Here is a 20,766-nt window from a genome sequence, read left to right as displayed (position 1 = left end):
GGCGGCCGCCCGGCCCGCCCCGCGGGGGGGGGGCGGGGGGGCGGGCCGGGGGGGGGGGGGGGGGCCGCCCCCCCCCCCCCCCCCCCCCCGGGGCGGGGGGGGGGGGGGCGCCCCCCCCCCCCCCCCACGCCGCATCATGATCAGGCCGGGCTGCCGGTGATCGAGCTGCCGGACTTCGTCAGGCGGTACGTGATCTGCGTACCGCTCCAGAAGTGGAAGGTGAGCGTGACGGTGCCGTCGTTGACCTCGGCGAAGAACTCCGGCGTCAGGAGGATCGTGTTGGCGCTGTAGTCGGGCCGGAAGCTGCTCCAGAACTCCTTGTACGTGGTCCAGTTGGCCGGTCCGGCCGGGCTGCCGTCGGCGTACTCGGCTTCCATGGTGGCGAGCTGGTCACCGCGGAACTGGGTGGGAATGGTGAATCCGCTGGTCGTGCCGGTGGCTGCGGTCTGTGTGGGCGGGTCGTAACTGATGATGCTGATCCGCCACGGCACGCCCTGGGAGAAGCGGGCCTCGATGGTGGCGTTGACACCGGTGGCCCGGTTGCCGGCCAACCGGGTGACGGCCGTTCGGGTCAGCGTGAGTGTGCTGCCGGAGACGGTGTAGTCGGTGCCGTTGGTCAGTCGGGTGCTGCCGTGCCAGAGACTCTGGAACGAGGCGCCGTTCAGGTTGAGGGTCAGGGACCTGCTGGTGATGCCACCGGTGCGGGGTACGTAGATCTGATCGGTGGACGCGGTGGCGGAGCGGTTCGTCAGGCTCGCCATCATCAGCTCATGGATGCCCTGGTCCCGCCAGCGCAGCTCGGGCCGGTGCAGGAACGAACCCGCGTCCCACAGCATCGTGGTGAGCTTCCGGGTGCGGGCGTGGTGGCCGACGGCCTCGAAGAACTTCAGCAGTTCACCCCGTTGGATGATGCCGGGCCGGGTGTAGTCGTAGCTGAGCAGGGCCCACTCACCGATGATCACCGGGATGTCGCGGGACACGAACGTGTTGTACGCCCGGTCGAAGGTGCCGATGATGTCCTGCTCGACGTTGCTGTCGTAGCGGGTGCCGCCGGCGATATTCACGCTGAACGGCCACCAGCCGTAGAAGTGAATGGTGGCGACGAGGTGGGGGTCGTCAAGCTCGTCGAACGTGGCCAGCAACGCGTCCATCCGGGCCTGCTCCCCGCTGGTGTGCAGGGTGGGCAGCACCAGCAGGCGGGTGGCGTTGTTTCCACCGGACCGGCGTACCAGGCGGACGAAGGCCAGATTCAGTTCGTGCAGGACCTGGTCGCTCTCGGCGTCGCCAGCGGTGCCGGCGAACTGGGGCTCGTTGATGCTCTCGAACACCAGCTTCGACGAGTGGTTGCGGAACGTGTCGGCGAGCTGACTCCACAGTGCCTGGTAACGACTCATCACGTTCGTACGGTCGGTGGGGTAGGCGTTGATCCACTGCCACGAGTCGTGATGCAGGTTGATCATCACGTAGAGGTCCTCCGCCAGGGACCAGTCGACGATCTCGCGGACGCGGTTCAGCCAGGCCGGGTCGATGGTGTAGTCCGGTGCCGGACCGTGGTGGTTGCTCCACGTGATCGGAAGCCGGATGCTCTTGTAGCCCTGCGACCGGACGTGGCGCAGCATCTCCCGGGTCGTCAGCGGGTTACCCCATGCGGTCTCGTCGGGAATGGCGTCGAGGGTGTTGCCCAGGTTCCAGCCGGGCTGCATCGCCGCCACCATCGCCATCCGGCTTCCCGGCGGCGGGGTCACCGTCGGCGAGACCGTCGGTGACGTGGTGGGGGAGACGGTCGGCGTCGGTGAGGGACCGACGTTCCCGGTGCACGCGACCCCGTTCAACGTGAACGAGGCCGGTGCGGGGTTGCTCCCCGTCCAGGATCCGTTGAAGCCGAACGAGACCGTGGCGTTCGTGCCGACGGCAGCGTTGTAGCTCATGTTCGTCGCGGTGACCTGGTCACCCGACGCGGCGACCGTCGCGTTCCAGGCATGGGTGACCCGCTGGCCGGAGGGGAACGTCCACGCCAGGTCCCAGCCGTTGATCGGGTCACCGAGATTCGTCACGTTCACGTTGGCGGTGAAACCGCCCGGCCACTGGGACGAGACCTCGTACGCCACCCGGCAGCCGGCCGCCGCCTGGGCGCTGCCGGTCACCATCGTCCCTGCCATCATCAGCGCGGCCACCGCACCGGCGACCAGGCCGGCACGCCAGGGGGGCCTTCGTCTGTTCTGCGAACTCATCAGCAACTCCTCGCCATAGTGGCGCCCGTTTCGTGGACCGGCCGTTCCGCCGGTTCGTGCTTTTCGGCGGACGGGCTACCAGCACAGGGCATGGCGCACGAAGGCATGGCCTTCAGCCGTCACGGCCGGGAATGCGCGGCGATGACGTACCGACAGGTGCCCGGCCGCGCGAAACGAAGGGTGATGGGTATGCGGACGCTGCCCTGGCGTCCGCGACGAGCCCTGGAACTCCCGCACAGAAACTTTCGGCCTCATAGGCTAGAAAGTTTCCGGGCGAGACATTACAACTTTCTTCGATCGACGTCAATGAGTGCCTGGTGCGATGGCCTCGGGTCGTGGCTCGGCCGGCGGCCGGACGTCGGTGGCGTCCCCTCGGCACCACCCCTGGCACCGGATTGAACGGTTATCCTTGCGCCCTGAACGATGTAGCGGCCATCGGCCGCTCGGCGACTGCCGACGCGGGCCCTGCGGCCACTAGGGGATCGGTGAGAAGGTGGCCAGGTTGACGCGCGCCGATTCGAGCGAGCAGCAGCCCGTTGACCTGGAGTCGCAGCTCGGTGATCCGCTGCGACCAGTGACGATCGCCGCCATCGCGGAGTCCGCAGGCGTCTCGGTGCCGACCGTTTCCAAGGTCATAAATGGTCGGTCCGGCGTGGCGGCACAGACCCGGGCCCGCGTCGAGGCCGCCATCACCCAGCACGGCTACCGCAGGTCGTCGCCGTCCGCCCGGTCCAACATGATGGAACTCGTCTTCGACGAGATCGAGGACATGTGGGGCGTGCAGATCATCCGGGGGGTGGAGCGCGTAGCCCGGCAACACGGTGTGGGGGTCATCCTGACGGAGTTCGGCCCGCACCGCGGCGCGATCCGTTACTGGATCGACGACACTCTCTCCCGCCGCCCGGACTGCCTCGTGACGGTGGCTCAGCTGGATGAGGAGCAGCGTAGTCAGCTACGCGCCCGGGGCATCCCGTTCGTGGTCTTCGACCCCACCGTCGAGTTGCCGGACGATGTTCCCTTCGTGGGCGCGACGAACTGGGCCGGAGGTCGGTCCGCGGCCCGACACCTGATCGGACTGGGCCACGAACGAATCGCGATGATCGCCGCGCCCGAACGGATCCTGTGCTGCCGGGCCCGGCTGGACGGTTACCGCTCCGCGTGCGACGCCGCCGGCCTGAGCGGGGAGCCGGACCTGATCGTCCGTGCCGAACTGTCCCGGGAAGGTGGTGAGGCGGCCGCGCTCGACCTGCTGAACCGCCCCGATCGTCCGACGGCGATCTTCGCGGCCAACGACCTGCAGGCGTTCGGCGTCTACCAGGCGGCACGGCGGTTGGGGTTGCGAATCCCGAGCGACCTGAGCGTGGTGGGCTTCGACGATCTTCCCTTGGCGGACCTGGTCGATCCGCCGCTGACCACCATCCATCAGCCACTGACCGAGATGGCCGTCACCGCCACCGAGTTGGCACTCGCGCTCGGTCGCGGGGAGCGGGCCCCGCAGGTCGGCCTGGAGTTGGGCACCACCCTCAAGATTCGTCAGAGCACGGCACCGCCCGTCATTACGCTCAAGGCTTCCGGTTGAGAACCTGTTCTCCGCCAGGAGATGGACGGGATCTTTCGAGCCGGCGGGCCGACCGCTACCGGCTGCGTTCCACGACGTAGTCGGGCAGGCCGAGCAGGAACCGGCCGTCCTCGGTGTCGGCCGCCGGCCCCAGCACCCGCTGTCCTTCCCGCCGGGCGGCGGCGGCCAGGTCGCGGGCGCTGCGCCGAGCGGACTCGACGCAGTCGTAGGCGAGCAGCCGCCCGTGCAGCCAACGCACCTCGGCCCCCGTGCGCTGCGCCCGGCTCCGGCGCAGGAACGCGACCAGTCGCTCGCGTTCGTCCCCGGTGCACCGCCGCATGAAGTCGATGAGAATCAGTGTCCGCTTGCCCTCCCAGAGGTCACCCGCGATCTCCTTGCCGTAGCGGGCGAAGTCCCCGACGAGGTTGAGCGCGTCATCCTGGATCTGGAACGCGGCACCCAGATACCAGCCGTAGCGGTCGAGGACGTCGACCGCGCCATGCTGACCCGTGGCGACCAGGATGCCGGCACGGCACGGGTAGATGCAGGTGTACCAGGAGGTCTTCTTCAGACACATCCGGTAGTAGTCGTCCGCGTCGAGGTCGCACACGTTGTCCCGGATCCAGCCGACCTCGATCGCCTGCCCCTCCAACGAGTGACGCAGCATGAGCTGGGTCTCCTCGAACAGCCGCCACGCGATCCCCGAGCCGAGGGCCCTGCGGTTGGCGGCGAGCCGCTGCAAAGCGAGCAGGTTCGTCATGTTCCCCACGTTGAGGGCGACACCGACTCCGTACTCGCCGTGCAGGGTCTGTGCTCCGCGCCGCTGCTCGCTCTCGTCCTGGATGTCGTCATGGATCAGGAACGCGTTGTGGAACAGTTCCACGGTCACCGCGGCGTTGAGTCCCACCGACGGCGTGCCGCCGAAAGCTCGGCAGGCCGCGAGGCAGAGCGCGGCACGCAGCCCCTTGCCCCAACGCCGCGGATACTCGCTCACCAGGTCATAGAGGTACTGCGGTCCGCCCGATGGCACGCCAGCGAGGAGCGCGTCGATCGCGAGGGCGCGATAGCGCTCCAGCATGTGCGTGACATGGCCGCCGGTCACGCCGGTGGTCCGGCTACCTGTCCGAGGGCGCGGGCTTCTGCGTGGCCCCCGGCGTCAGCCGGTCGACCAGCCCGTTCGCCATGTCCGGCACCAGCCGCGCGAGGTTGAGCACGCCGTCGAGGACGTCGTGCGCGTCCGACGTGTATCGGCGGATGACCTCACCACGCTGGTCGTCGGAGGTCTTCAACTGCGCCACAACAGTGTCGATCAATGCGTGCCCGTCGGTGCGGACCCGCGTCACCAGTTCGTCGAACGCCTCCGGGTCCACCCTGCGGTCAGCGCTCAGCTTCTCCTCAAGCCGCCGCGCGCTGGCAATACCCGCCGCGAGTTCCTCCTCCAGCACGCTGGCCGCATGGGTCACGGTCTCAGAGGTCTCCGCGGCCACCTTCTCGAAACGCTCGTCGCTGCGCTCACGCCCACTGCTCTGCATGGGAGAAGTGTTGGCGTCCCGGTGGCCGGCCGGGTAGGGATGTGTCTAGATGGTGACTCACTGTGATCTGAATCGGCGTCCAAGCCCGCTGACCAGCACAACTGACTGCATCGATCACCTTCAGCGGCTAGGATGGCCGCATGGTGCGTCCCCCAGCGTCGACCTCGCGGCTCCGGGTGGAGCGCGGGGTGACCGCTGTCGAGGGCCGGTGCGATCGGCTCCTCGCCCTGCTGCGCGCCTGCGGGCTGCGGTTCCGTGACGGGTCGCGATGGCGGCCTCCGGTGATGGTCCAGCTTCACCTCTGATCGACGGCGACACTGTCGCCTCGTCGATGCGCCTTTGCGCGATCTTCATTCGCTCCGTCACGCCTCGTGAAAGGCACTCTTCATCATGACCGCCCTGCGGATGCTCACCGGTGACCGTCCCACCGGGAAACTGCACCTCGGCCACTACGTCGGCAGCATCGCCAACCGGGTGAAGCTGCACCGGCGGTACGAGAGCTACCTCATCATCGCCGACCTGCACATGCTGACCACCAGGAACACCCGCGACGACATCGCCCGGGCCACCCAGAACGCCCGAGACATGGTCCTCGACTGTCTTGCCGCCGGCATCGATCCGGCCACCGCCACCTTCTACCTCCAGTCGGCGATCCAGGAGGTCGGTGATCTCAACACCCTCTTCCAGAACCTGGTCACCGTGCCCCGGCTCGAACGAGTGCCCTCGCTCAAGGACATGGCCCGCGACGCCGGCAAGGACGAGATGCCGTACGGCCTGCTCGGCTACCCGGTCCTGCAAGCCGCCGACATCCTCTGCGTCAAGGCCCACGTGGTGCCGGTCGGCAAGGACAACGCCGCACACGTCGAGGTCACCCGGGAGATCGCCCGCCGCTTCAACCACCTGTACGGGCAGGTCTTCCCCGTTCCCGAACTGGTCAGCGCTGAGACCCCCACCCTGGTCGGCACCGACGGTCGGGCCAAGATGAGCAAGAGCCTCGGCAACGCCATCGCCCTGTCCGACAATTCGGCCGAGGTCCGCCGCAAGGTCATGGGCATGTACACCGACCCGAACCGGATCCGCGCGGACGTGCCCGGCACCGTCGAGGGGAACCCCGTGTTCCAGTACCACGAACTCTTCAACCCCGACCGGGCCGAGGTCGACGACCTCAAGAACCGCTACCGCGAGGGCAGGGTCGGCGACGTCGAGGTCAAGGAGAAACTCGCCACCGCGCTGAACAACTTCCTGGACCCCATGCGCGAGCGGCGGGCCCGCTACGCGGCCGACACGGGCCTGGTCGACGAACTCATCGTGACGGGCACGGAACGCACCCGCCGCGAGGTCCAGCAGACCGTGTTCGAGGCGCGCAAGGCGATGGGCCTGGCCGGCGTCTACAACCAACTCCGACGCAGGTCCGAACGGGCCGGCAGGGCGGCGAGCGAGACCTCAGCGATCAGTCGACCCAGTCACCGGGTAGGTGACCCTCGATGACGAGGGGGTTGCGGAACGGCGGTCAGCGGTTGAGGTAGGCGGCCAGGCCGCCGAGTTCCTCGCTGGCGATGAAGACCGCCCGTACGTTGAGGATGGCTTCCTCGACATGGCGCGGACAGCCCCACGCCGAGTCGCCCCACGAGTCGGCGATCTTGATTTCGGCCGGTGCGGTGCATTCCTGCGGCCCGCCGAGTTGGCAGGTCTCCGGATGCGGGGTGGCGGCCTGCGCGGCTGCGGCGGCACGCATCTTGGCATTGAGTTCCGCGGCGGCTGCGGCGCGCTGCTCGGCCTCGGCACGAAGTTCCCGCTCCGCGCGTACCGCCTTGGCGAGCTCGTCATGGGCTGCCTTGGCGCGTGCCTCGGCGGCGAGTTTCGCCTGCTCGATGTGGTGGCGCTCGATGGCCAGTGCCGCGGTGTCGGCGAAGACCCGGGCGAGGGCCAGGTCGGTGTCCTGCGGAACGCGCGGGGTGCGATGGTACATGGCGAAGGTGCCGAGCAGGCTGCCGTCGCGGGCCAGGATCGGCGTGGACCAGCAGGCGGCCAGTCCGGCCCGCCCGGCCAGGTCGCGGAAGTCGGCCCAGAACGGATCGGCGGCGATGTCGGTGACGATCACCGATTCCCGCCGGTGCGCGGCGGTGCCGCAGGATCCGACGCCCTCACCGGTGGCGATCCCGTCGATGGCCTGGTTGTAGAAGTCCGGCAGGCTGGGGGCGGCACCGTGGCGCAGGTGCCGACCATCGGGGTCGGCGAGCAGCACGGAGACGAGCATCTCCTGCGGGGCGAGGTTCTCGATACAGCGAGCCATCCCGTCGAGCACCTCGCCCAGCGGTGCCTGGCGGGCGATCTGCTCCAGCATGGCGCGGTGCTCGGCCATCAACCGTTGGGCCTGCTTGACCTGGGTAGTCTCCACGCCGATCACGCGGATGCCGAACACGGCGCCGTCGGCGTCCCGACGCGGCTCGTACGTGAAGTCGAAGTACGCCTCCCGCGCGTGCGGCATCCGGTTCGCCCAGGGCCGGCACACCGAGGCGCGACACCTGACCGGCACGCTCGTGCAGCCCGGCCGGGGACAACTCGGCCGGCAGGACTTGCAGACCAAGCCGGCACCGCCCGCGAACGCTCAGCTGATCGTGGCCAGCAGTTCGCGGCAGGCTCGCTCGCAGGCGCGGCACGCGTCGGCGCAGACCCGGCAATGCTCGTGCTTGTCGGCGTGAGCGGCGCATTCGTCCCCGCACGACTTGCAGGCCGTGGCGCACGCCTCCAGCAGGCTGCGGCTGATGTTTGCGTCGTAGCCGGTGTGCCGGGACAGCACCCGGGCGGTGGTCGCGCAGATGTCGGCGCAGTCCAGGTTCGTCCGGACGCACTTGGTCAGGTCCGCGACCATGTCCTCGCTGAGGCAGGCGTCCGCGCACGCGGTGCAGGCCTGCGCGCAGTCATCGAGGGCGTCGATGGTGGCCGCCAGCTTCGTCCGGTCCAGGTTGATCGACTTCGGGTACGTCTCCAGCATGGGCATCGTGGTGCTCGGCATCGGGCACTCCTCTCTGTCGGTTCCTGGTGGTGCTCGGATCAGCCGATCGCCTGGCAGCGGTCGGCGTGGTCGAGGAAGCGGTCGCGTTCGGGGCGGCGCTCTGCTGACTGACCAACTCGTATCCGCCCCGCAGCACCTGTCGCGGAGTCGCCTCTGTCGTCACCTTTCCCCGTGCGGCCAGCGCAAACCCTTTATTGGGAGCCCGGCTGGCTGAGCTTGGCCGCTCACGGGCCGGTCAGCTGGCGACGACGAGCGACTGGGGTGCGGCGGCCTTCATCCGGGTACGGAGCCGTTTCAGTTGCACCGCTGTCTCGCCCTCGCAGCGGTCGTGCCGGCAGGGGCACCGTTCACCGCGCCGTCCGTACATCGAGCCGGTTGACCACTGCCGCGTGCGGCACGGTGAGCCCGGCGAGCACCGCGAAGACCAGCTGGAGCGGGGAGTCTTGGAACGGACCGGCGGTCGCTGGCCCGACGGTCGGCGATGCGCTGACGTGTACCAGGACGAGCAGGCCGGCGAAGGCGGCGATGGTGGGCAAGGCCGCCTGCCGGGCGAATCGGCGGATCGCACTGCCCAGCCGACCGACCGCCAGGTGGTGGCGGTTGCCCGGGTCGGCGCGCAACAACCGGGCGACATGCCGGGCGGAGTGCCAGGCCGCGAAGTAGCCACCAAACGCCAGCGGCGGCGGCACCATCGCGAAGGCCGCTACGAGGATGCAGAGTGCCGCCGCATCCTCACCACGGCGGGCGGCCAGCGCGCGGAGTCCGGTCACCAGGGCCGCTAAAAATACGACGGACAACACGATCAGGCGTCCGGCCGGTGCGAACGCGGCTGAGGCCCCAGGGGCAACCGCGTCCAGCAGCGGGTCGACCGTCCCTGGCCACAGCGCGATTGGCAGCACCACCGGAGGTCCGCCGTAGGCCAGGACGGCGAGTACGGGACGGACCGGTGTCTGACCGTCCCGCTCGGCGTGGTACGCCACGTCACCGGTGCCGAAGTGCAGCACCGCGAGGATCAGGAATCCGGTGAGGGCGGGGACGGGCGTCCGGAGGAACAGCGCGACAGTGGCGGTGGCCGTCACGATGTACGCGAGCAGCAGCCCGACGGTGACCCGCAGCGACCGGGCCCTGACGGAGATCCAGGCCGGTAACAGGTGATCGACGGCGCCGTGCGGAAGGCCGATCAGCAGGCCCACGAGCAGCGGAAGGATTCCAGCCCAGGCCGTCACGCCCGGTACCAGCAGGGCCAGGCAGGTGAGCCCAGCCAGTGCGATCGGGCCCGAGCGGCCGACCCGGCGCAGTAGCCAGTCGCCGGGCGGAGGGTGAACCGGCCGGACGACCTGACGGGAGGCTGGCGTCACGCGACGGTGAGCAGGCCGCGGTCGGACAGACGCCGCAGCAGAGCCAGGTCGACTGCGCTCCACACCACTTTGGACAGGATCGGCAGGATCACGAACAGGGCTGTGTCGGTGGTGTCCCCGAACAGCCCGATCCCGGATGGCCCCAGGATCCAGATCAGCGGGTAGCCGACCCAGAGCACACTGAGCAGGAGCGCCACCTGCGTGAAGACCCGCGACATGGGAGTCGGCTGGCGGGCGGCGGTGGCCCGCAGCGGCCCCCAGATCAGCCCGAAGACCACCAGCAGAGCCACCACCCCGACAGCGTAGAGCCCGTACCGCCCGGCCCGGCTCTCCATCAGGTCAGCCAGGAACCCGCTTGTGATCATGATGATGTCGGCGGCGACGAGCGCGCGGACCAGTCCCCAGCGCTTGCGGGGCAACGCGTGCATCGCGGTGAGCGAGAGGGCCACCAGTAGCAGCGGGGTGGTGACCACCCAATCGGCGTACCGAGCCCAGAAAGTCGTCTGGTCGGCGACGTCGATCCGACCGCCGCCCACTGCCATCACGACGTACCAGAACCCCGACCAGAGCGGAATCGCCGTGGCGATCGAGTACTCAACCGGCGGGATGCCCTTGGGGTTGGCCCGCCAGTAGCGGAAGAGCGCGACGCCGGCCGCCATGGCGACCACGTAGAACCACAGCCAGAACTCCACGGCAACTCCCTAGCCAATCCCGGCTCTCTGAAATGAGTGTCCGCTCCCTTGGTGCCAGCTTAGGATGGGTTTAGACCCTTTTCGGGTGACAAGGAGGAATATCCCCGACGCAGGCGAGGCGGCACCACGCTCCGCAATCGGAGACGATCCCGGGCCGGAAGGGGCGGGTCAGCGGTATGAACTTCGAAAACGAGTTCGGCTACAACGTCATCCAGTACACGCTGGTGTCGCACGTACTGACTCTCGGTTACGCCGTCATGGCGGCGGGGCTCGTCTACTTCCTGCTGACCATGTCCGGTATCGCTCCGCGGTACCGGCTCGCCTCGGTGCTCTCCGCAGTTGTCATGATCTCCGCGTTCTTCGAACTCTGGGTGCTGTCACAGCGCTGGTCCCAGGCGTTCGCCTGGAACGGAAGCGCGTACGTGGGTACCGACACCCTGTTCTCCAACGGCTACCGGTACATGAACTGGTCCATCGACGTGCCTGTGCTGCTGATCCAGTTGCTGGTGGTGCTCGGTGTCACCGGCCGACGCTTCCACCGCACCTGGGCGCTGTTCGTCGCCGCCGGCCTGGCCATGATCTACACGGGCTATGCGGGCCAGTTCTACGAGGTGGACAGGTCCTGGCCGTTCTGGATCTGGGGTCTGGTCAGCACCGTCTTCTTCCTGTTCCTGCTCGCCCTGGTGGCCCGCCTGATCTTCGGCAACCTGCGCCGGCTGCCCCGTGCCGCCCGAGGGCCGGCCCGGTCCGTGTGGTGGCTGATCCTCGTCTCCTGGATGCTCTATCCCGGGGCGTATCTCATGCCGGCGATGTGGGACTCCGCCGACGGGGTGGTGGCCCGGCAGATCACCTACACACTGGCCGACATCACCTCGAAGGTGATCTACGGAGTGCTGATCGGGGTGATCGCCCGGAAGGTCAGCGCCGCCGAGGGCGGTCAGGCCGCGATCGAGGAGGATGTGGCCCAACCGCGCGGTGGCCTGACGTCCGCCACGTCCAGCTGAGACTCCGTCGGTCACGGCCAACGTGGGTGACGGGAAATCGCAAAGCCCCGGCCGACGGCCGTACCGGATATCTATGGTGGCGCCCATGGGACGTCAAGCCGCAGCTAGCCGCGACCGCTACCGGCGGCTACGCGGGTTCAACGTGCTCGTCGGCCTGCTACTGGCCGCCGAAGGTGCCTGAATGTGGGGGCTGGCCCGGAGTGTGCGTGATGAGGCCCTCGACCAAGGCGTGCTCGTAGGCGCCGGCGGTGACGTCGTCGGACTGGTACGTGGTGGCGTAGGCGTCGAAGACCGGCGGGATGGCGGTGGTGATCGAGACGCCGGCAGTGGTGTGACCGGCGATCCAGCCCACGTCGGCGGCGGCGCCGATGCGCCAGCCCTGCCCGTCCTTGCTGACCTGCACACCGCTATTCAAGCCGCTGCAGCGACGGTTGGCGTAGAAATCAGACCGGTCGCTGAAGGGGTTGCGACGACCCCGTCATGGGCAGTCACGCCGTACCCCTGCCTGCGCCCGATGGAGCGCTGATGCTTCCGGGTCCTCGCTGCGCCGCTTCGACTACTCGCTCGCCAGGGTCGCTCCGCATCGGGGGCTTGCACCGCTGCCTGGCGTGTACATCGATACTCCGCGTTTTCGCGCATCGTGTCCGGGCTGTCTGCCGGCGACGGCGGCAGGCTGGCGCTGCCGTGCCCGCGAGGCCGGGGAGTCCGGCCGCTACGGCTCACCAGAGGACAGCCGGCATCGGGATCTCGGTGCCGTAGGCAAACCAGTCGCTCCACCTGCGTACGTCGGTGGAGAACGACGATCCGGTCGTCGCCGGGGCGACGTAGACGTCCGCCGCGGAGCCCCGGGTGAAGGCGATCACGTCGTCGCGACCGTCGCCGGTGAAGTCACCGATGCCGGGCACCTGCACCCCGCTGGCGAAGTCGCGATGCCAGACGGTTGCCGTACCGAACTGGCGCAATGACCAGGAATGGACCATCGACAGTGCGACCACCACCGACCGGCGCTCTCCTCTGGCGAATCCGACCAGGTCGGCGCAGCCGTCGCCGTTGACGTCGCCCACCGCCGGCACGTCGGTGCCGAGGGCGAGCGGGTGACCCCAGTACGTCGCCGGCCCGAACCGGTCGCCCTGGGAGGCGGAGACCCGCAGCATGCCTGCACCGACCCGGTCGACCGCCACCAGGTCGTCGCGCCCGTCGCAGTCGAAGTCACCGACCAGCGGTATCGCGTCTGCGCCGGGGAAGCCGCTGGTCCAGCTGACTCCGGTGCCGACGAACTGGCTGCCGTTGGAGAGTGCGACGAAGACCGTACGGTTGGTCGACGGGTGGACCCGGATGCCCCGGGTGACGGTGGCGATGTCGTCGCGGCCGTCGCCGTTGAAGTCACCGACCACCGGGGTTTCGTTGCCCACCGCGAAGCGGCTGTGCCAGAGCTGCGACGGCCCGAACGACGTGCCGGTCGACAGCGCCACGTACACGTGGGCGGAGGCACCCCGGGTGAACGTGATCAGGTCGTCGCGGCCGTCGCCGTCGACGTCGCCGAGCAGCGGGATCTCCTCACCGGCGCTGAAATACTCGTGCCATTTGGTGCCGGCGGTGAACCCGGATCCGGTGGACAGCGCCACCCACACGTCGGCGGCGGCACCCCGGGTGAAGGTGACGATGTCGTCGCGACCGTCGCCGTCGACATCGGATCCGGTACGCCCGAAGCCGTCGTTGCCCGGGCCGTTGCGGTCCAGGTAGAGCACCCGGTTCGGCGAGCCCGCGATGTCGGTGATCCGGTCCCTGCTTGCCTCGTTGATCAGGGTGGTCGCCACCAACTCGGGCGAGGCGTCCGGGAAGCGGTCCAGGTAGCGGGCGACCGCGCCGGTGACGTGTGCGGCGGCGATCGACGTACCGTTGCCGAAGTTGGTCGTCGCGGTGTCACTGTCGTTGGTCGTGGTCGTCACCTGCTCGCCGGGCGCGAAAAGGTCGACACACGGGCCCCAGGAGGTGCCCCGGATCCGGTCCTTGAGCGCGTGTATCGAACCGACCGTGATCACCGCCGGCACCCGGCCGGGGGAGAATCGGCAGGCGTCATGGTCGCTGTTGCCGGCCGCCGCGACCACGGTGATCCCCCGGTCGACCACCCGGGTCACCGCGGCGTCAAGTGGCGGGTTTATCCCCGGCACCCGCCAGCTCAGGTTGACCACCGCCGGGCGGACCGCATTGACGTGCAGCCAGTCCATGACGGCGATCATGTCGGCGGCGGTCGCCGTGGTGCAGCCCAGCCGGATCGAGTGCAGCCGGACGTTCTTGGCCACCCCGTGCAGCTGGCCCCCGATGGTCCCGGCCATCGGCGTGCCATGCCCGAAGCAGTCGTGCGAGCCGCCCGGCCCCACGTCGGTCTGGCCGAAGGTGACCGTGCTGACCACGCGTCCGCCGAAGTCTTCGTGGGTCGTCCGGATCCCGCTGTCGACGACGTACGCGTTGACGCCGGTGCCGTCGGAGTCCCACCGGTAGATGCCGTCGAAGTCCCGGCGCTGGTCGATGACGTCCAGCCCCCACGACGGGGGGCGCTGCTCGCCGCCGAGCCATTCGATCTCCATCTGCGGCGCGACGTATGCCACCAGGGGGTTCTTGGCCAGCGCTTCGGCGATTTGCTTCGACATGTGCACGGCGAAGCCGGGCAGCGCGTGGTAGTAGGTGTGGGTCAGCTTTCCGGGATACTCGGCGAGCAGGCTAGCGACAGCTTTGTCGATCTTTTCCTTGGTCGCTTCTTTGTCCTTGTCGTCGAGTTCTTTGTCGTCAAAGGCCAGGACCACCACGTGGGAGTCCGCGATGTCTTCCTTGCCAGCTGGCGCGGCGGAGGCCGGCGATGTGTCCGGGGTGAGCCCGGTCGAGACGAGCAGGGTCGCGGTGAGCAGCGTTGCGGCGGTGAGACGAGGCCAGCGAAGGCGGGGCCAGCGATACCGGACGGTAGACATGACGGTCGCTCCGATCGGGTGGTTGGTCTCAGAGCCGGTCGACAGCGGTACGCAGTAGTCGCGTCACGTTGTCGGCCCGCTGCGCCGGCTTGGCGTTCGCGCTGAGCAGGATCTGGTAGTTCAGGAAGACGACCTGCTCACCGTCGCGGGTGCCGGCGGTGACCCCGAGCGGGCTGCTGCGGATCAGGAACGCCTCGTCGCCGAGCCCGGTCAGCGGTTCACCGGTGCCTCCCCAGCGCGCCGGCGAATAGAACGACCGTCCGGTGTAGACCTGCAGGTGAAGCTGGTGCATCGCGCCGTCGCGGCCCACCCAGACACACTCGCGGGTCGACTCCTCGCCGCTGTCGACCGTGGCGGCGGTGCCGAACAGGTCACTGGCCTCTGCGATGGTCAGCAGCTCGCAGACGGCAACTGCGGTGGCCTCCTCGTCTCGGGCGGACTCCGCCGGCCGGGCCGACTGGGAACCACTGGACACCGCCGTCGCTTCCCCGGCCGGCGCTCGGGTGTCGTCCGGTCCGCCGCAGCCGACGGCTGTGAGTGCGCACGCGACCATGAGGAGTTGTACGCCGTACCGTCGGGTGATCGCCATGGTGTTCACGAGATCACTGCCGTCCGGCGGTGCTGAAGCTGACCCGGCGACGCCTGGTCACGACGAACAGCGCCACTCCGGTGCCGAGCAGGACCAGTCCAGCGATGGAAATCAATGCGGTCTGGGCGCCGGTGATCGGCAGCTGGCCGCTCGCGCCCGGCGTGGTGACGCTCGGGCTCGGCGTGGTGACGCTCGGGCTCGGATCGGCGCTCGGGTCAGTGCTGGGGCCCGGGTCGCCGCTGGGGCTCGGGCTTGGCTCGACGGCACAGTCGGTCGGCCGGACATGGGTGCCGGTCAACCAGGTAGACCAACCACCGCCGGCCCGCGGGCCGCGGACGTAGAACGGGTCGCCGTCCACCAGCGGCAGCTCAAGCTCGGTGCGACCGGGAGCGAGCGGCGCCACCTCCCACGGTGGGTAGCCGTCGGCGAGGACCTGGATTCCTGGAACGGGCCGGGTTCCCTCGTTGCTGAAGGACAACACCAGCCCATCGCAGCCGCTGGTCGGGGTGACGGTCAGCAGCGGCGCGTCGGTGCAGCCCTCCGGCGTTCGGTGCAGGTAGCTCGATGTCGGCAGGCCCTCGCGCCGGATCTCGAACAGGTCACCGTCGCTGGCGCCGTACTCCGCGCTTCCCCGGGAACGCATCGAGAACTCGTCGATCACGGCGTCGTTGCGCACCACCGTGGTCTGCCAGCTGTCGTCACCTCCGATCGTCCCGGTGTCCCAGGAGAAACCGACCGCCCCGCAGAGGTCCGCGAAGTTGACCATCGGCGGGTCGGCGACGGCCGGCGTGGCGGTGCCGAGTAGCAGACCGCCAATCGTCATGAGTGTTGCGGCGGCGAGAACGGACAATCTGCGACGCATGAGGGAAAGGCCCTTCGAAGGGAGGCACGCGGTGGCGAGTGACCGGCACGGTGGTCAGGTCGTCCGAGCCCATCACTGGAGCTGGTGATCCAGCATGAGTGCCCGGGTACTCAATCGCGCCGAGCTGAGCCTCCATGCGGGTCAAGGGCTGCCCGGAGCTCCGCACGGCCAGAGACACCGAGCTTGGCGTACGCCCGATGCAGGTGGTTCTCCACGGTCCGTTCCGACAGATGCAGCCGGCTGGCGATGCCCCGAGCGGACTCACCACGGGCAGCCGCCAACGCCACCTCCCACTCGCGTGTGGTCAACTGGCTGACCGGGCCGCGGCGCCGCAGCGCCGGAGTGCTGGCCGGCTCGCCGGTCGACACCAACTGCGCCTCGGCGAGCAGGTGTGCGCCGGCTGCCACCGCCGGATCGCCGCCGGCCGACCCGGGAGCCCCGTCGCGGGTGACGACGCCGGTTCGGGCGGCGGCCTCAGCCAGAGCGGCGGCCTCGGCGGCGTGCAACGGCATCCCGTACCCGGCGAACTGCCGGGCCACGTTCAGCAGTCCGGCCGGATCGGCGGCCTGCGCGGCGGCGGCGTACCGGACCACGGTGTGACCGAGCAGCCAGCCAGGAGGCGGCGGATACGCGGCGAGTAGCGTCACCGCTCGCGCGCCGGCACCGAGCCGCACCAGATCGAGTGCGCCCAGCGCCCCCGCACCTACCGCGCCGAGCCGGCCGTGTTCGGCGACCGACGCCGCCAGCACGCCGATACCGACGCCACCGTCCCCGACGACCGCACCCCGCCAGGCGTACGCGCGGGCGACGTCGATGTCGAACAGCCGCATCGAGCGTGGCCCGCCCGCGTAGCGGTGCAGATCGGCGGTGAGACCCTCGATGTCGGCGTCGGTGCCGAGTTGCGCGGCGGCCTGCAGTCCAACGGCGACGGACCAGCGGCACACCGGACGTAGGCTGATCTCTTCGGCGACCAACTGGGCTTCCCGCGCCCAGCGCAACGCGGTCCGTGGCCGGCCGCGGACCAGAGCGATCTGGCCGAGCACCAGTGCGTGCAGCGCCTGGCTGACCGGGTTGGTCGGATGCAGACTGGCCTGGTAGCCGTGTTCGGCGAACTCCAGGGCAGCGGCCGGGTCGGGCCGGTAACAGCGCAACGCGGCAGCGGCGGGTGACGCGCCGGCGGCCTGCAGCTGGCTACCGCCGATGTTCCCGCCGGTCAGTGGCATGGTATGCGCTATCAGTGCCTCCGCCTCGGCGTACCGGCCGGCGACCAGCAGAGCGCCGCCAGCCGCGCCGCTGGCCGCTAAACGGGCCGGCATCGGTGCATCGCTGCCGATCACCGCCAAGGACGGTTCGATCACCGTGCAGTCCAGTTGCACCGAGCGAAGGTACAGGTCGAACGCGGCCAGTGGGCAGGCCGCCGGGTCGCCGGCGGCGGTCGGGTCCGCGCCGGTCACCCCTGCTCGGTCCCGGCGGGCACGCTCGACGACGCTTCGGGCAGCGGGTACGTCGTCCATCGCGTGTACCAGGATCTCGGCGTGTTCGACGGCGACCAGCAGCCGGTCCAGATCGGTCTCGGCCAACCGGACCAGCTTCGTCAGCTCGGCGCAGCGGGCGAGTGCCTCGTCGATGCGGCCGAGTTGCACCAGCGCCCGTACCGAGACCAGCCCGGCGGCGACGTCACGGTGTGCCCGGAAGGCCCGGTCGGCCAGCCGGTACGCCAGGGCGTACTCCCGGTTGGCCGTTGCCTGTTCGGCGGCGGCCAACATCACCTGCGGGTTGATCGGGCCGCCGCCGTCGAGCCGCCAGCGGGCGATCCGCAGCCGATCCTCCCCGCACCCGGCCGAGGCCGACTCGGTCGTGTCCGACTCGGACGCGTCGGCGAGTCGCCGCAGGTGCCGCAGCCGGCCGATCGCCGGGGTGCCGGCGCGCAGTAGTTCGCCGTAGAGCGGATGGCTGAGCCGGACCACCGGCGGGTCGGCGAGGCCGACGGAGAGCAGACCACGGCGTTCCAGTGCCTCTAGGGTGTCCTCGGCGACGAGAGTGACCGCCAGCCGCAGCGGCACCGGCTCGCCGGCCGCGAGCATTTCCAGCGCGTCGCGTTCGGCCGGGCAGGTGGCGGCGAGCCGGTTGGCCAGCAACTCGGTCAGCCGGGGTACGGCGGTCATCGGGCCGGTGAGCCGCCACAACCCGCCGGCCTGGTCAAGCAACCCGGCCTCACGGGCAGAGGTGACGAGTTCGCGCAGGAACAGCGGGTTGCCGGCGGCGGTGTCCCGCAACTGGCGCAGAGTCCGCCCCTCCACCGCGCCGCCGAGCAGTGCGGTCAGTAGCGCCTCAGACGCCGACGGGTCCAGCGGCGCGAGGTCGATCCGGACGACTCCGGCGTCTTTCCACAGGGCCGTCACCGCATCCGGGACCGGCTGATCGGTGCGTACGGTCGCCAGCAGGGTGACAGTCCGGTCGACAGCGGCGTGGTGCAGGACCGCGAGAGAGACCGGATCCAGCAGGTGGGCGTCGTCGACTGAGAGGATCACCCGGCCCTGCTCCTGCGCGGCGATCCGGCGCAGCCCGAGCAGGCCGACCTGCACCGGGCTGAGGCTGATCTGGTCAGGCCCTGGCGGGCCGAGCAGACCGGCCAACGCGCCGAGCACCAGCTCGGCGGAGTCGGCGGTGCCATGGACAGCGAGGGTCCGCGCGCCGCGTACCCGTGTGATGGCATCGTGTCCGACCGCCTCGCGGGCGAGCCGGCTCTTGCCGACGCCGGCTGATCCGGCGATCAGCGCGCCCGGTCCGTCCGAGGCACGCAGCGACTCGACCGCCGTGGCCAGCTCCAGCTCACGGCCGATCAGCGGCGACTCCTGCACCGGCCGGTCCATGGTCGGCACACTAGTCGCCCGCGGCCAACCGGCAACGATCTGATGCAGGGGAGCGATGTGGAGTCGCACGGCTGATCCACAGCACCTGGCTGGGTGGACTCCGTTTCACGGCCGGCGAGGTGGTCGTCGACCGCACGCTCAGACGTGGGCCACTCCCTGCCACCCCAGCTGAACCCCAGGTCGCGAGACTGTGCCCTCGCGCCCTCATAGCTCAGGGGATAGAGCATCGGTTTCCTAACCCGACGCTCCGCCGGTGTCCACGAGCCGACGGTCTGCGGCTTTCCTACTGTCCCCCGTTGCATGCCGGTCGCTTCGCGGGCTCGCTGCGATCGCTTGCCGAAGATCAGCTGGAACGTTATGAGTCCTGCGTGCACATGCTTGACGCTGCCGCGAGTCGGGAGCCGCGAGTCACCCTTACTCGCCGTCGAGCAGTTCGCGGCGCCATTCGGCGAATCGGTTACGGAGATTGTCCAGCGCTGAGCCTGTGACCCCGTACTGGGCGAAGTCGTCGGGATCGAGCTGGGCGGCTTGTCCGAGGGCGTCGGCGAAGATACGCGGGTCGAAGCCACGGTCGGCGCTGCGCGAGGGTGAGGAGGTCGTCGCGGGTGTAGCGGCCGGATTGGACCGTGGCGTCGATGTCGATGAAGTCCCGGGCGAACGCTCGCCCGTAGAGGGCGCTCATCTTGTTCGCGACCGCGTCGTCGGGGTGGAGGACCGGTCCGATCGCCATGAGGATCGGTTCGTTGGCACGCCAGTCCACGCCGAGTTCGACCTTGGAAACCCGAACCCCGTCGCTGACCGCCAACCGGGTAAAGGTGTCGTACTGCCGCTCGGTCTCGACGGTCAGGCCGTCGTCCCGGTAGGCGTCCACGACGGCGGTGACCGCGGCGGTGAACTCGTCGCGGCGGTCCCAGGCGGTGAACAGGTCGACGTCCTCACTGGGTCGCTCCAGAAGCCCGGCGGCCTGTACCGCGTAGCCGCCGGCCAGCGCGAAGCCGTATCGATCAGCGGCCCTGAGCCCAATGCGGGCGAGGCGTTCGTGGAAGGGGTCCACTGCTACGCCGCGTTGCTGCGGGTCGCGGCGAGTTCGGGGAAGGCGTCCTCCCAGCGCCGGCGGAGCTGGGGTGGCAGCCAGAGAGTGGGCCAGAGCCGCTGGAGGAGGTCGGCGTCGAGCCAGGTGTGCAGATCCTCGACCGTGGCGGCTTCGGTGAGCACCACCTTGTACATGCTGGCCAGGCGTGCGGTCCGGTTCAGGTCGTACTCGGCGTGCCCCGACCAGTCGAGATGACGCGGAAGCGTTACCGTGCCCTCGGTCGGGCCGTGCAGCGCGGCGAGGGTTTCGGCCACGACGTAGGGCTTCCGGTCACCGTAGGGCCGGTAGTCCGCCGGCAGCTGAGGGGATGTCCTGCGCCGGCTGAGATTGGTCGCCCGCCGGACCTCCGGTCGTAGCGCCTGGCGGATCGTTTCCCGGCTGTACCCGGTGACCCGCTGCAGATCCACTGGCCGCCAGCCGGCCGCGTGAAACGCCCGTAGCTGCTCGTCCCGCTCGGTCAACGCGGCCGCCCGCGTCGCCTCGTACCGGGAGACAACCGCGTGCAGCTCATCCTCGGAAAACCGGCTCATGCCCGTAGCCTACTACGCTAGGCCAAGCGCGCTTGGCACCTTGGTCATATCCCCGTGACCGGCGGGACCAGTCATGGTGACGCGATGGGATGCACTCATGTTCTGGTGAAGCTGAGTGCCCGGTATCCGGGCATGCGGCGTGGGAGTGAGGCGGCGAGGATGGGTGTGGCCGGGTCGTGGTAGTCGTGGACCTCGACGAGGTCCTTGCCGGGCGCGGCGCGGATGACGCGGCCGGCGCATTGGACGAGTAGGCCGTCGTAGGAGATGGGGCCGGCGAGGAAGAGGGTGTCGAGGGCGGGGGCGCCGAAGCCTTCGCCGATGAACGGTGTGGTGCCGATGACAAGGAGGCCGTCGCCGGTCTTGGCGCCGCCGAGCCAGAACTGCGCGGCAAGGCACAGCGGTTTTGCTCGGCACCGTGCTGTACGAGACCGCTCGGGCACGTTGACCGTCGATGGATCATCT

The 20,766-nt window shown here is 69.5% G+C and carries 18 protein-coding genes and 1 pseudogene; 4 read left to right on the top strand and 15 right to left on the bottom strand.

Annotated elements, in window-relative coordinates:
* Positions 1–140 precede the first annotated feature (140 nt).
* Positions 141–2,231, bottom strand: a complete 2,091-nt coding sequence (locus AB0J93_RS20965; RefSeq protein WP_363923984.1) for a cellulase family glycosylhydrolase — start codon at positions 2,229–2,231, stop codon at positions 141–143.
* 502 nt (positions 2,232–2,733) lie between these two features.
* Between AB0J93_RS20965 and AB0J93_RS20960 the strand changes: the two genes are divergently transcribed.
* Complete coding sequence (locus tag AB0J93_RS20960) at positions 2,734–3,810, top strand: LacI family DNA-binding transcriptional regulator (protein WP_363923983.1); 1,077 nt, start codon at positions 2,734–2,736, stop codon at positions 3,808–3,810.
* A 55-nt stretch (positions 3,811–3,865) separates the two neighbouring features.
* On the opposite strand, the gene AB0J93_RS20955 is transcribed toward AB0J93_RS20960, so the two are convergent.
* Both AB0J93_RS20955 and AB0J93_RS20950 read right to left on the bottom strand, forming a co-directional pair.
* The gene (locus AB0J93_RS20955) at positions 3,866–4,891 is read right to left on the bottom strand and encodes a polyprenyl synthetase family protein (protein ID WP_363923982.1); all 1,026 of its coding nucleotides are present in this window, start codon (positions 4,889–4,891) and stop codon (positions 3,866–3,868) included.
* 13 nt (positions 4,892–4,904) lie between these two features.
* A complete protein-coding gene (locus AB0J93_RS20950; RefSeq protein WP_363923981.1) occupies positions 4,905–5,321 on the bottom strand; it encodes a hypothetical protein in 417 nt (138 codons plus the stop codon).
* Between the two features lie 140 nt (positions 5,322–5,461).
* Between AB0J93_RS20950 and AB0J93_RS20945 the strand changes: the two genes are divergently transcribed.
* Together AB0J93_RS20945 and trpS are read left to right on the top strand one after the other, a co-directional pair.
* Positions 5,462–5,626, top strand: coding sequence for a hypothetical protein (locus AB0J93_RS20945; RefSeq protein WP_363923980.1), 165 nt, complete (start codon positions 5,462–5,464; stop codon positions 5,624–5,626).
* A gap of 85 nt (positions 5,627–5,711) precedes the next feature.
* Positions 5,712–6,809 (top strand): tryptophan--tRNA ligase, encoded by a 1,098-nt coding sequence (trpS, locus tag AB0J93_RS20940; protein ID WP_363923979.1) that lies wholly within the window; start codon positions 5,712–5,714, stop codon positions 6,807–6,809.
* Positions 6,810–6,831: 22 nt separating this feature from the next.
* Here the strand turns inward: trpS and AB0J93_RS20935 are convergent, their stop codons facing one another.
* The 4 genes from AB0J93_RS20935 to AB0J93_RS20920 all read right to left on the bottom strand — a co-directional run bounded on the left by AB0J93_RS20935 (position 6,832) and on the right by AB0J93_RS20920 (position 10,387).
* On the bottom strand, positions 6,832–7,809 hold the full coding sequence (locus AB0J93_RS20935) for a GAF domain-containing protein (RefSeq protein WP_363923978.1): 978 nt from the start codon (positions 7,807–7,809) through the stop codon (positions 6,832–6,834).
* Positions 7,810–7,929: 120 nt separating this feature from the next.
* The gene (locus tag AB0J93_RS20930) at positions 7,930–8,337 is read right to left on the bottom strand and encodes a four-helix bundle copper-binding protein (protein WP_363923977.1); all 408 of its coding nucleotides are present in this window, start codon (positions 8,335–8,337) and stop codon (positions 7,930–7,932) included.
* Positions 8,338–8,684: 347 nt separating this feature from the next.
* Positions 8,685–9,695, bottom strand: coding sequence for a Brp/Blh family beta-carotene 15,15'-dioxygenase (locus AB0J93_RS20925; RefSeq protein ID WP_363923976.1), 1,011 nt, complete (start codon positions 9,693–9,695; stop codon positions 8,685–8,687).
* Positions 9,692–10,387, bottom strand: a complete 696-nt coding sequence (locus tag AB0J93_RS20920) for a bacteriorhodopsin (RefSeq protein WP_363923975.1) — start codon at positions 10,385–10,387, stop codon at positions 9,692–9,694. The genes AB0J93_RS20925 and AB0J93_RS20920 overlap by 4 nt, the downstream gene beginning before the upstream one ends.
* A gap of 176 nt (positions 10,388–10,563) precedes the next feature.
* On the opposite strand from AB0J93_RS20920, the gene AB0J93_RS20915 reads away from it, so the two are divergent.
* Complete coding sequence (locus tag AB0J93_RS20915; protein WP_363923974.1) at positions 10,564–11,391, top strand: bacteriorhodopsin; 828 nt, start codon at positions 10,564–10,566, stop codon at positions 11,389–11,391.
* Positions 11,392–11,548: 157 nt separating this feature from the next.
* Here the strand turns inward: AB0J93_RS20915 and AB0J93_RS20910 are convergent, their stop codons facing one another.
* The 8 genes and pseudogenes from AB0J93_RS20910 to AB0J93_RS20875 form a co-directional block, all read right to left on the bottom strand.
* On the bottom strand, positions 11,549–11,794 hold the full coding sequence (locus AB0J93_RS20910) for a hypothetical protein (RefSeq protein ID WP_363923973.1): 246 nt from the start codon (positions 11,792–11,794) through the stop codon (positions 11,549–11,551).
* A gap of 316 nt (positions 11,795–12,110) precedes the next feature.
* A complete protein-coding gene (locus AB0J93_RS20905; RefSeq protein WP_363923972.1) occupies positions 12,111–14,357 on the bottom strand; it encodes a S8 family serine peptidase in 2,247 nt (748 codons plus the stop codon).
* A 28-nt stretch (positions 14,358–14,385) separates the two neighbouring features.
* On the bottom strand, positions 14,386–14,946 hold the full coding sequence (locus AB0J93_RS20900) for a DUF3558 family protein (RefSeq protein ID WP_363923971.1): 561 nt from the start codon (positions 14,944–14,946) through the stop codon (positions 14,386–14,388).
* Positions 14,947–14,959: 13 nt separating this feature from the next.
* Complete coding sequence (locus tag AB0J93_RS20895; protein WP_363923970.1) at positions 14,960–15,769, bottom strand: LPXTG cell wall anchor domain-containing protein; 810 nt, start codon at positions 15,767–15,769, stop codon at positions 14,960–14,962.
* A 149-nt stretch (positions 15,770–15,918) separates the two neighbouring features.
* Positions 15,919–18,681 carry a LuxR C-terminal-related transcriptional regulator gene (locus tag AB0J93_RS20890; RefSeq protein WP_363923969.1) on the bottom strand — a complete coding sequence of 921 codons (2,763 nt, stop codon included), beginning with the start codon at positions 18,679–18,681 and terminating at the stop codon, positions 15,919–15,921.
* 414 nt (positions 18,682–19,095) lie between these two features.
* A pseudogene (locus AB0J93_RS20885) lies at positions 19,096–19,735 on the bottom strand (nucleotidyl transferase AbiEii/AbiGii toxin family protein).
* 2 nt (positions 19,736–19,737) lie between these two features.
* Complete coding sequence (locus AB0J93_RS20880) at positions 19,738–20,304, bottom strand: hypothetical protein (protein ID WP_363923968.1); 567 nt, start codon at positions 20,302–20,304, stop codon at positions 19,738–19,740.
* Positions 20,305–20,399: 95 nt separating this feature from the next.
* On the bottom strand, positions 20,400–20,744 hold the full coding sequence (locus tag AB0J93_RS20875) for a hypothetical protein (protein ID WP_363923967.1): 345 nt from the start codon (positions 20,742–20,744) through the stop codon (positions 20,400–20,402).
* Positions 20,745–20,766 lie beyond the last annotated feature (22 nt).

It is taken from the genome of Micromonospora sp. NPDC049374 (assembly GCF_040677165.1).
Classification (GTDB): domain Bacteria; phylum Actinomycetota; class Actinomycetes; order Mycobacteriales; family Micromonosporaceae; genus Micromonospora.
This window is presented reverse-complemented; position numbering and strand designations above follow the sequence as displayed.

Excerpts from the sequence above, each read along its gene's own strand:
- AB0J93_RS20895 (WP_363923970.1), bottom strand. The coding sequence starts at position 15,769 with ATGACGATTGGCGGTCTGCTACTCGGCACCGCCACGCCGGCCGTCGCC.
- AB0J93_RS20950 (WP_363923981.1), bottom strand. The coding sequence starts at position 5,321 with ATGCAGAGCAGTGGGCGTGAGCGCAGCGACGAGCGTTTCGAGAAGGTG.
- AB0J93_RS20930 (WP_363923977.1), bottom strand. The coding sequence starts at position 8,337 with ATGCCGAGCACCACGATGCCCATGCTGGAGACGTACCCGAAGTCGATC.
- AB0J93_RS20935 (WP_363923978.1), bottom strand. The coding sequence starts at position 7,809 with ATGCCGCACGCGCGGGAGGCGTACTTCGACTTCACGTACGAGCCGCGT.
- AB0J93_RS20880 (WP_363923968.1), bottom strand. The coding sequence starts at position 20,304 with ATGAGCCGGTTTTCCGAGGATGAGCTGCACGCGGTTGTCTCCCGGTAC.
- AB0J93_RS20945 (WP_363923980.1), top strand. The coding sequence starts at position 5,462 with ATGGTGCGTCCCCCAGCGTCGACCTCGCGGCTCCGGGTGGAGCGCGGG.
- AB0J93_RS20900 (WP_363923971.1), bottom strand. The coding sequence starts at position 14,946 with ATGGCGATCACCCGACGGTACGGCGTACAACTCCTCATGGTCGCGTGC.
- trpS (WP_363923979.1), top strand. The coding sequence starts at position 5,712 with ATGACCGCCCTGCGGATGCTCACCGGTGACCGTCCCACCGGGAAACTG.
- AB0J93_RS20965 (WP_363923984.1), bottom strand. The coding sequence starts at position 2,231 with ATGAGTTCGCAGAACAGACGAAGGCCCCCCTGGCGTGCCGGCCTGGTC.
- AB0J93_RS20905 (WP_363923972.1), bottom strand. The coding sequence starts at position 14,357 with ATGTCTACCGTCCGGTATCGCTGGCCCCGCCTTCGCTGGCCTCGTCTC.
- AB0J93_RS20890 (WP_363923969.1), bottom strand. The coding sequence starts at position 18,681 with ATGGACCGGCCGGTGCAGGAGTCGCCGCTGATCGGCCGTGAGCTGGAG.
- AB0J93_RS20915 (WP_363923974.1), top strand. The coding sequence starts at position 10,564 with ATGAACTTCGAAAACGAGTTCGGCTACAACGTCATCCAGTACACGCTG.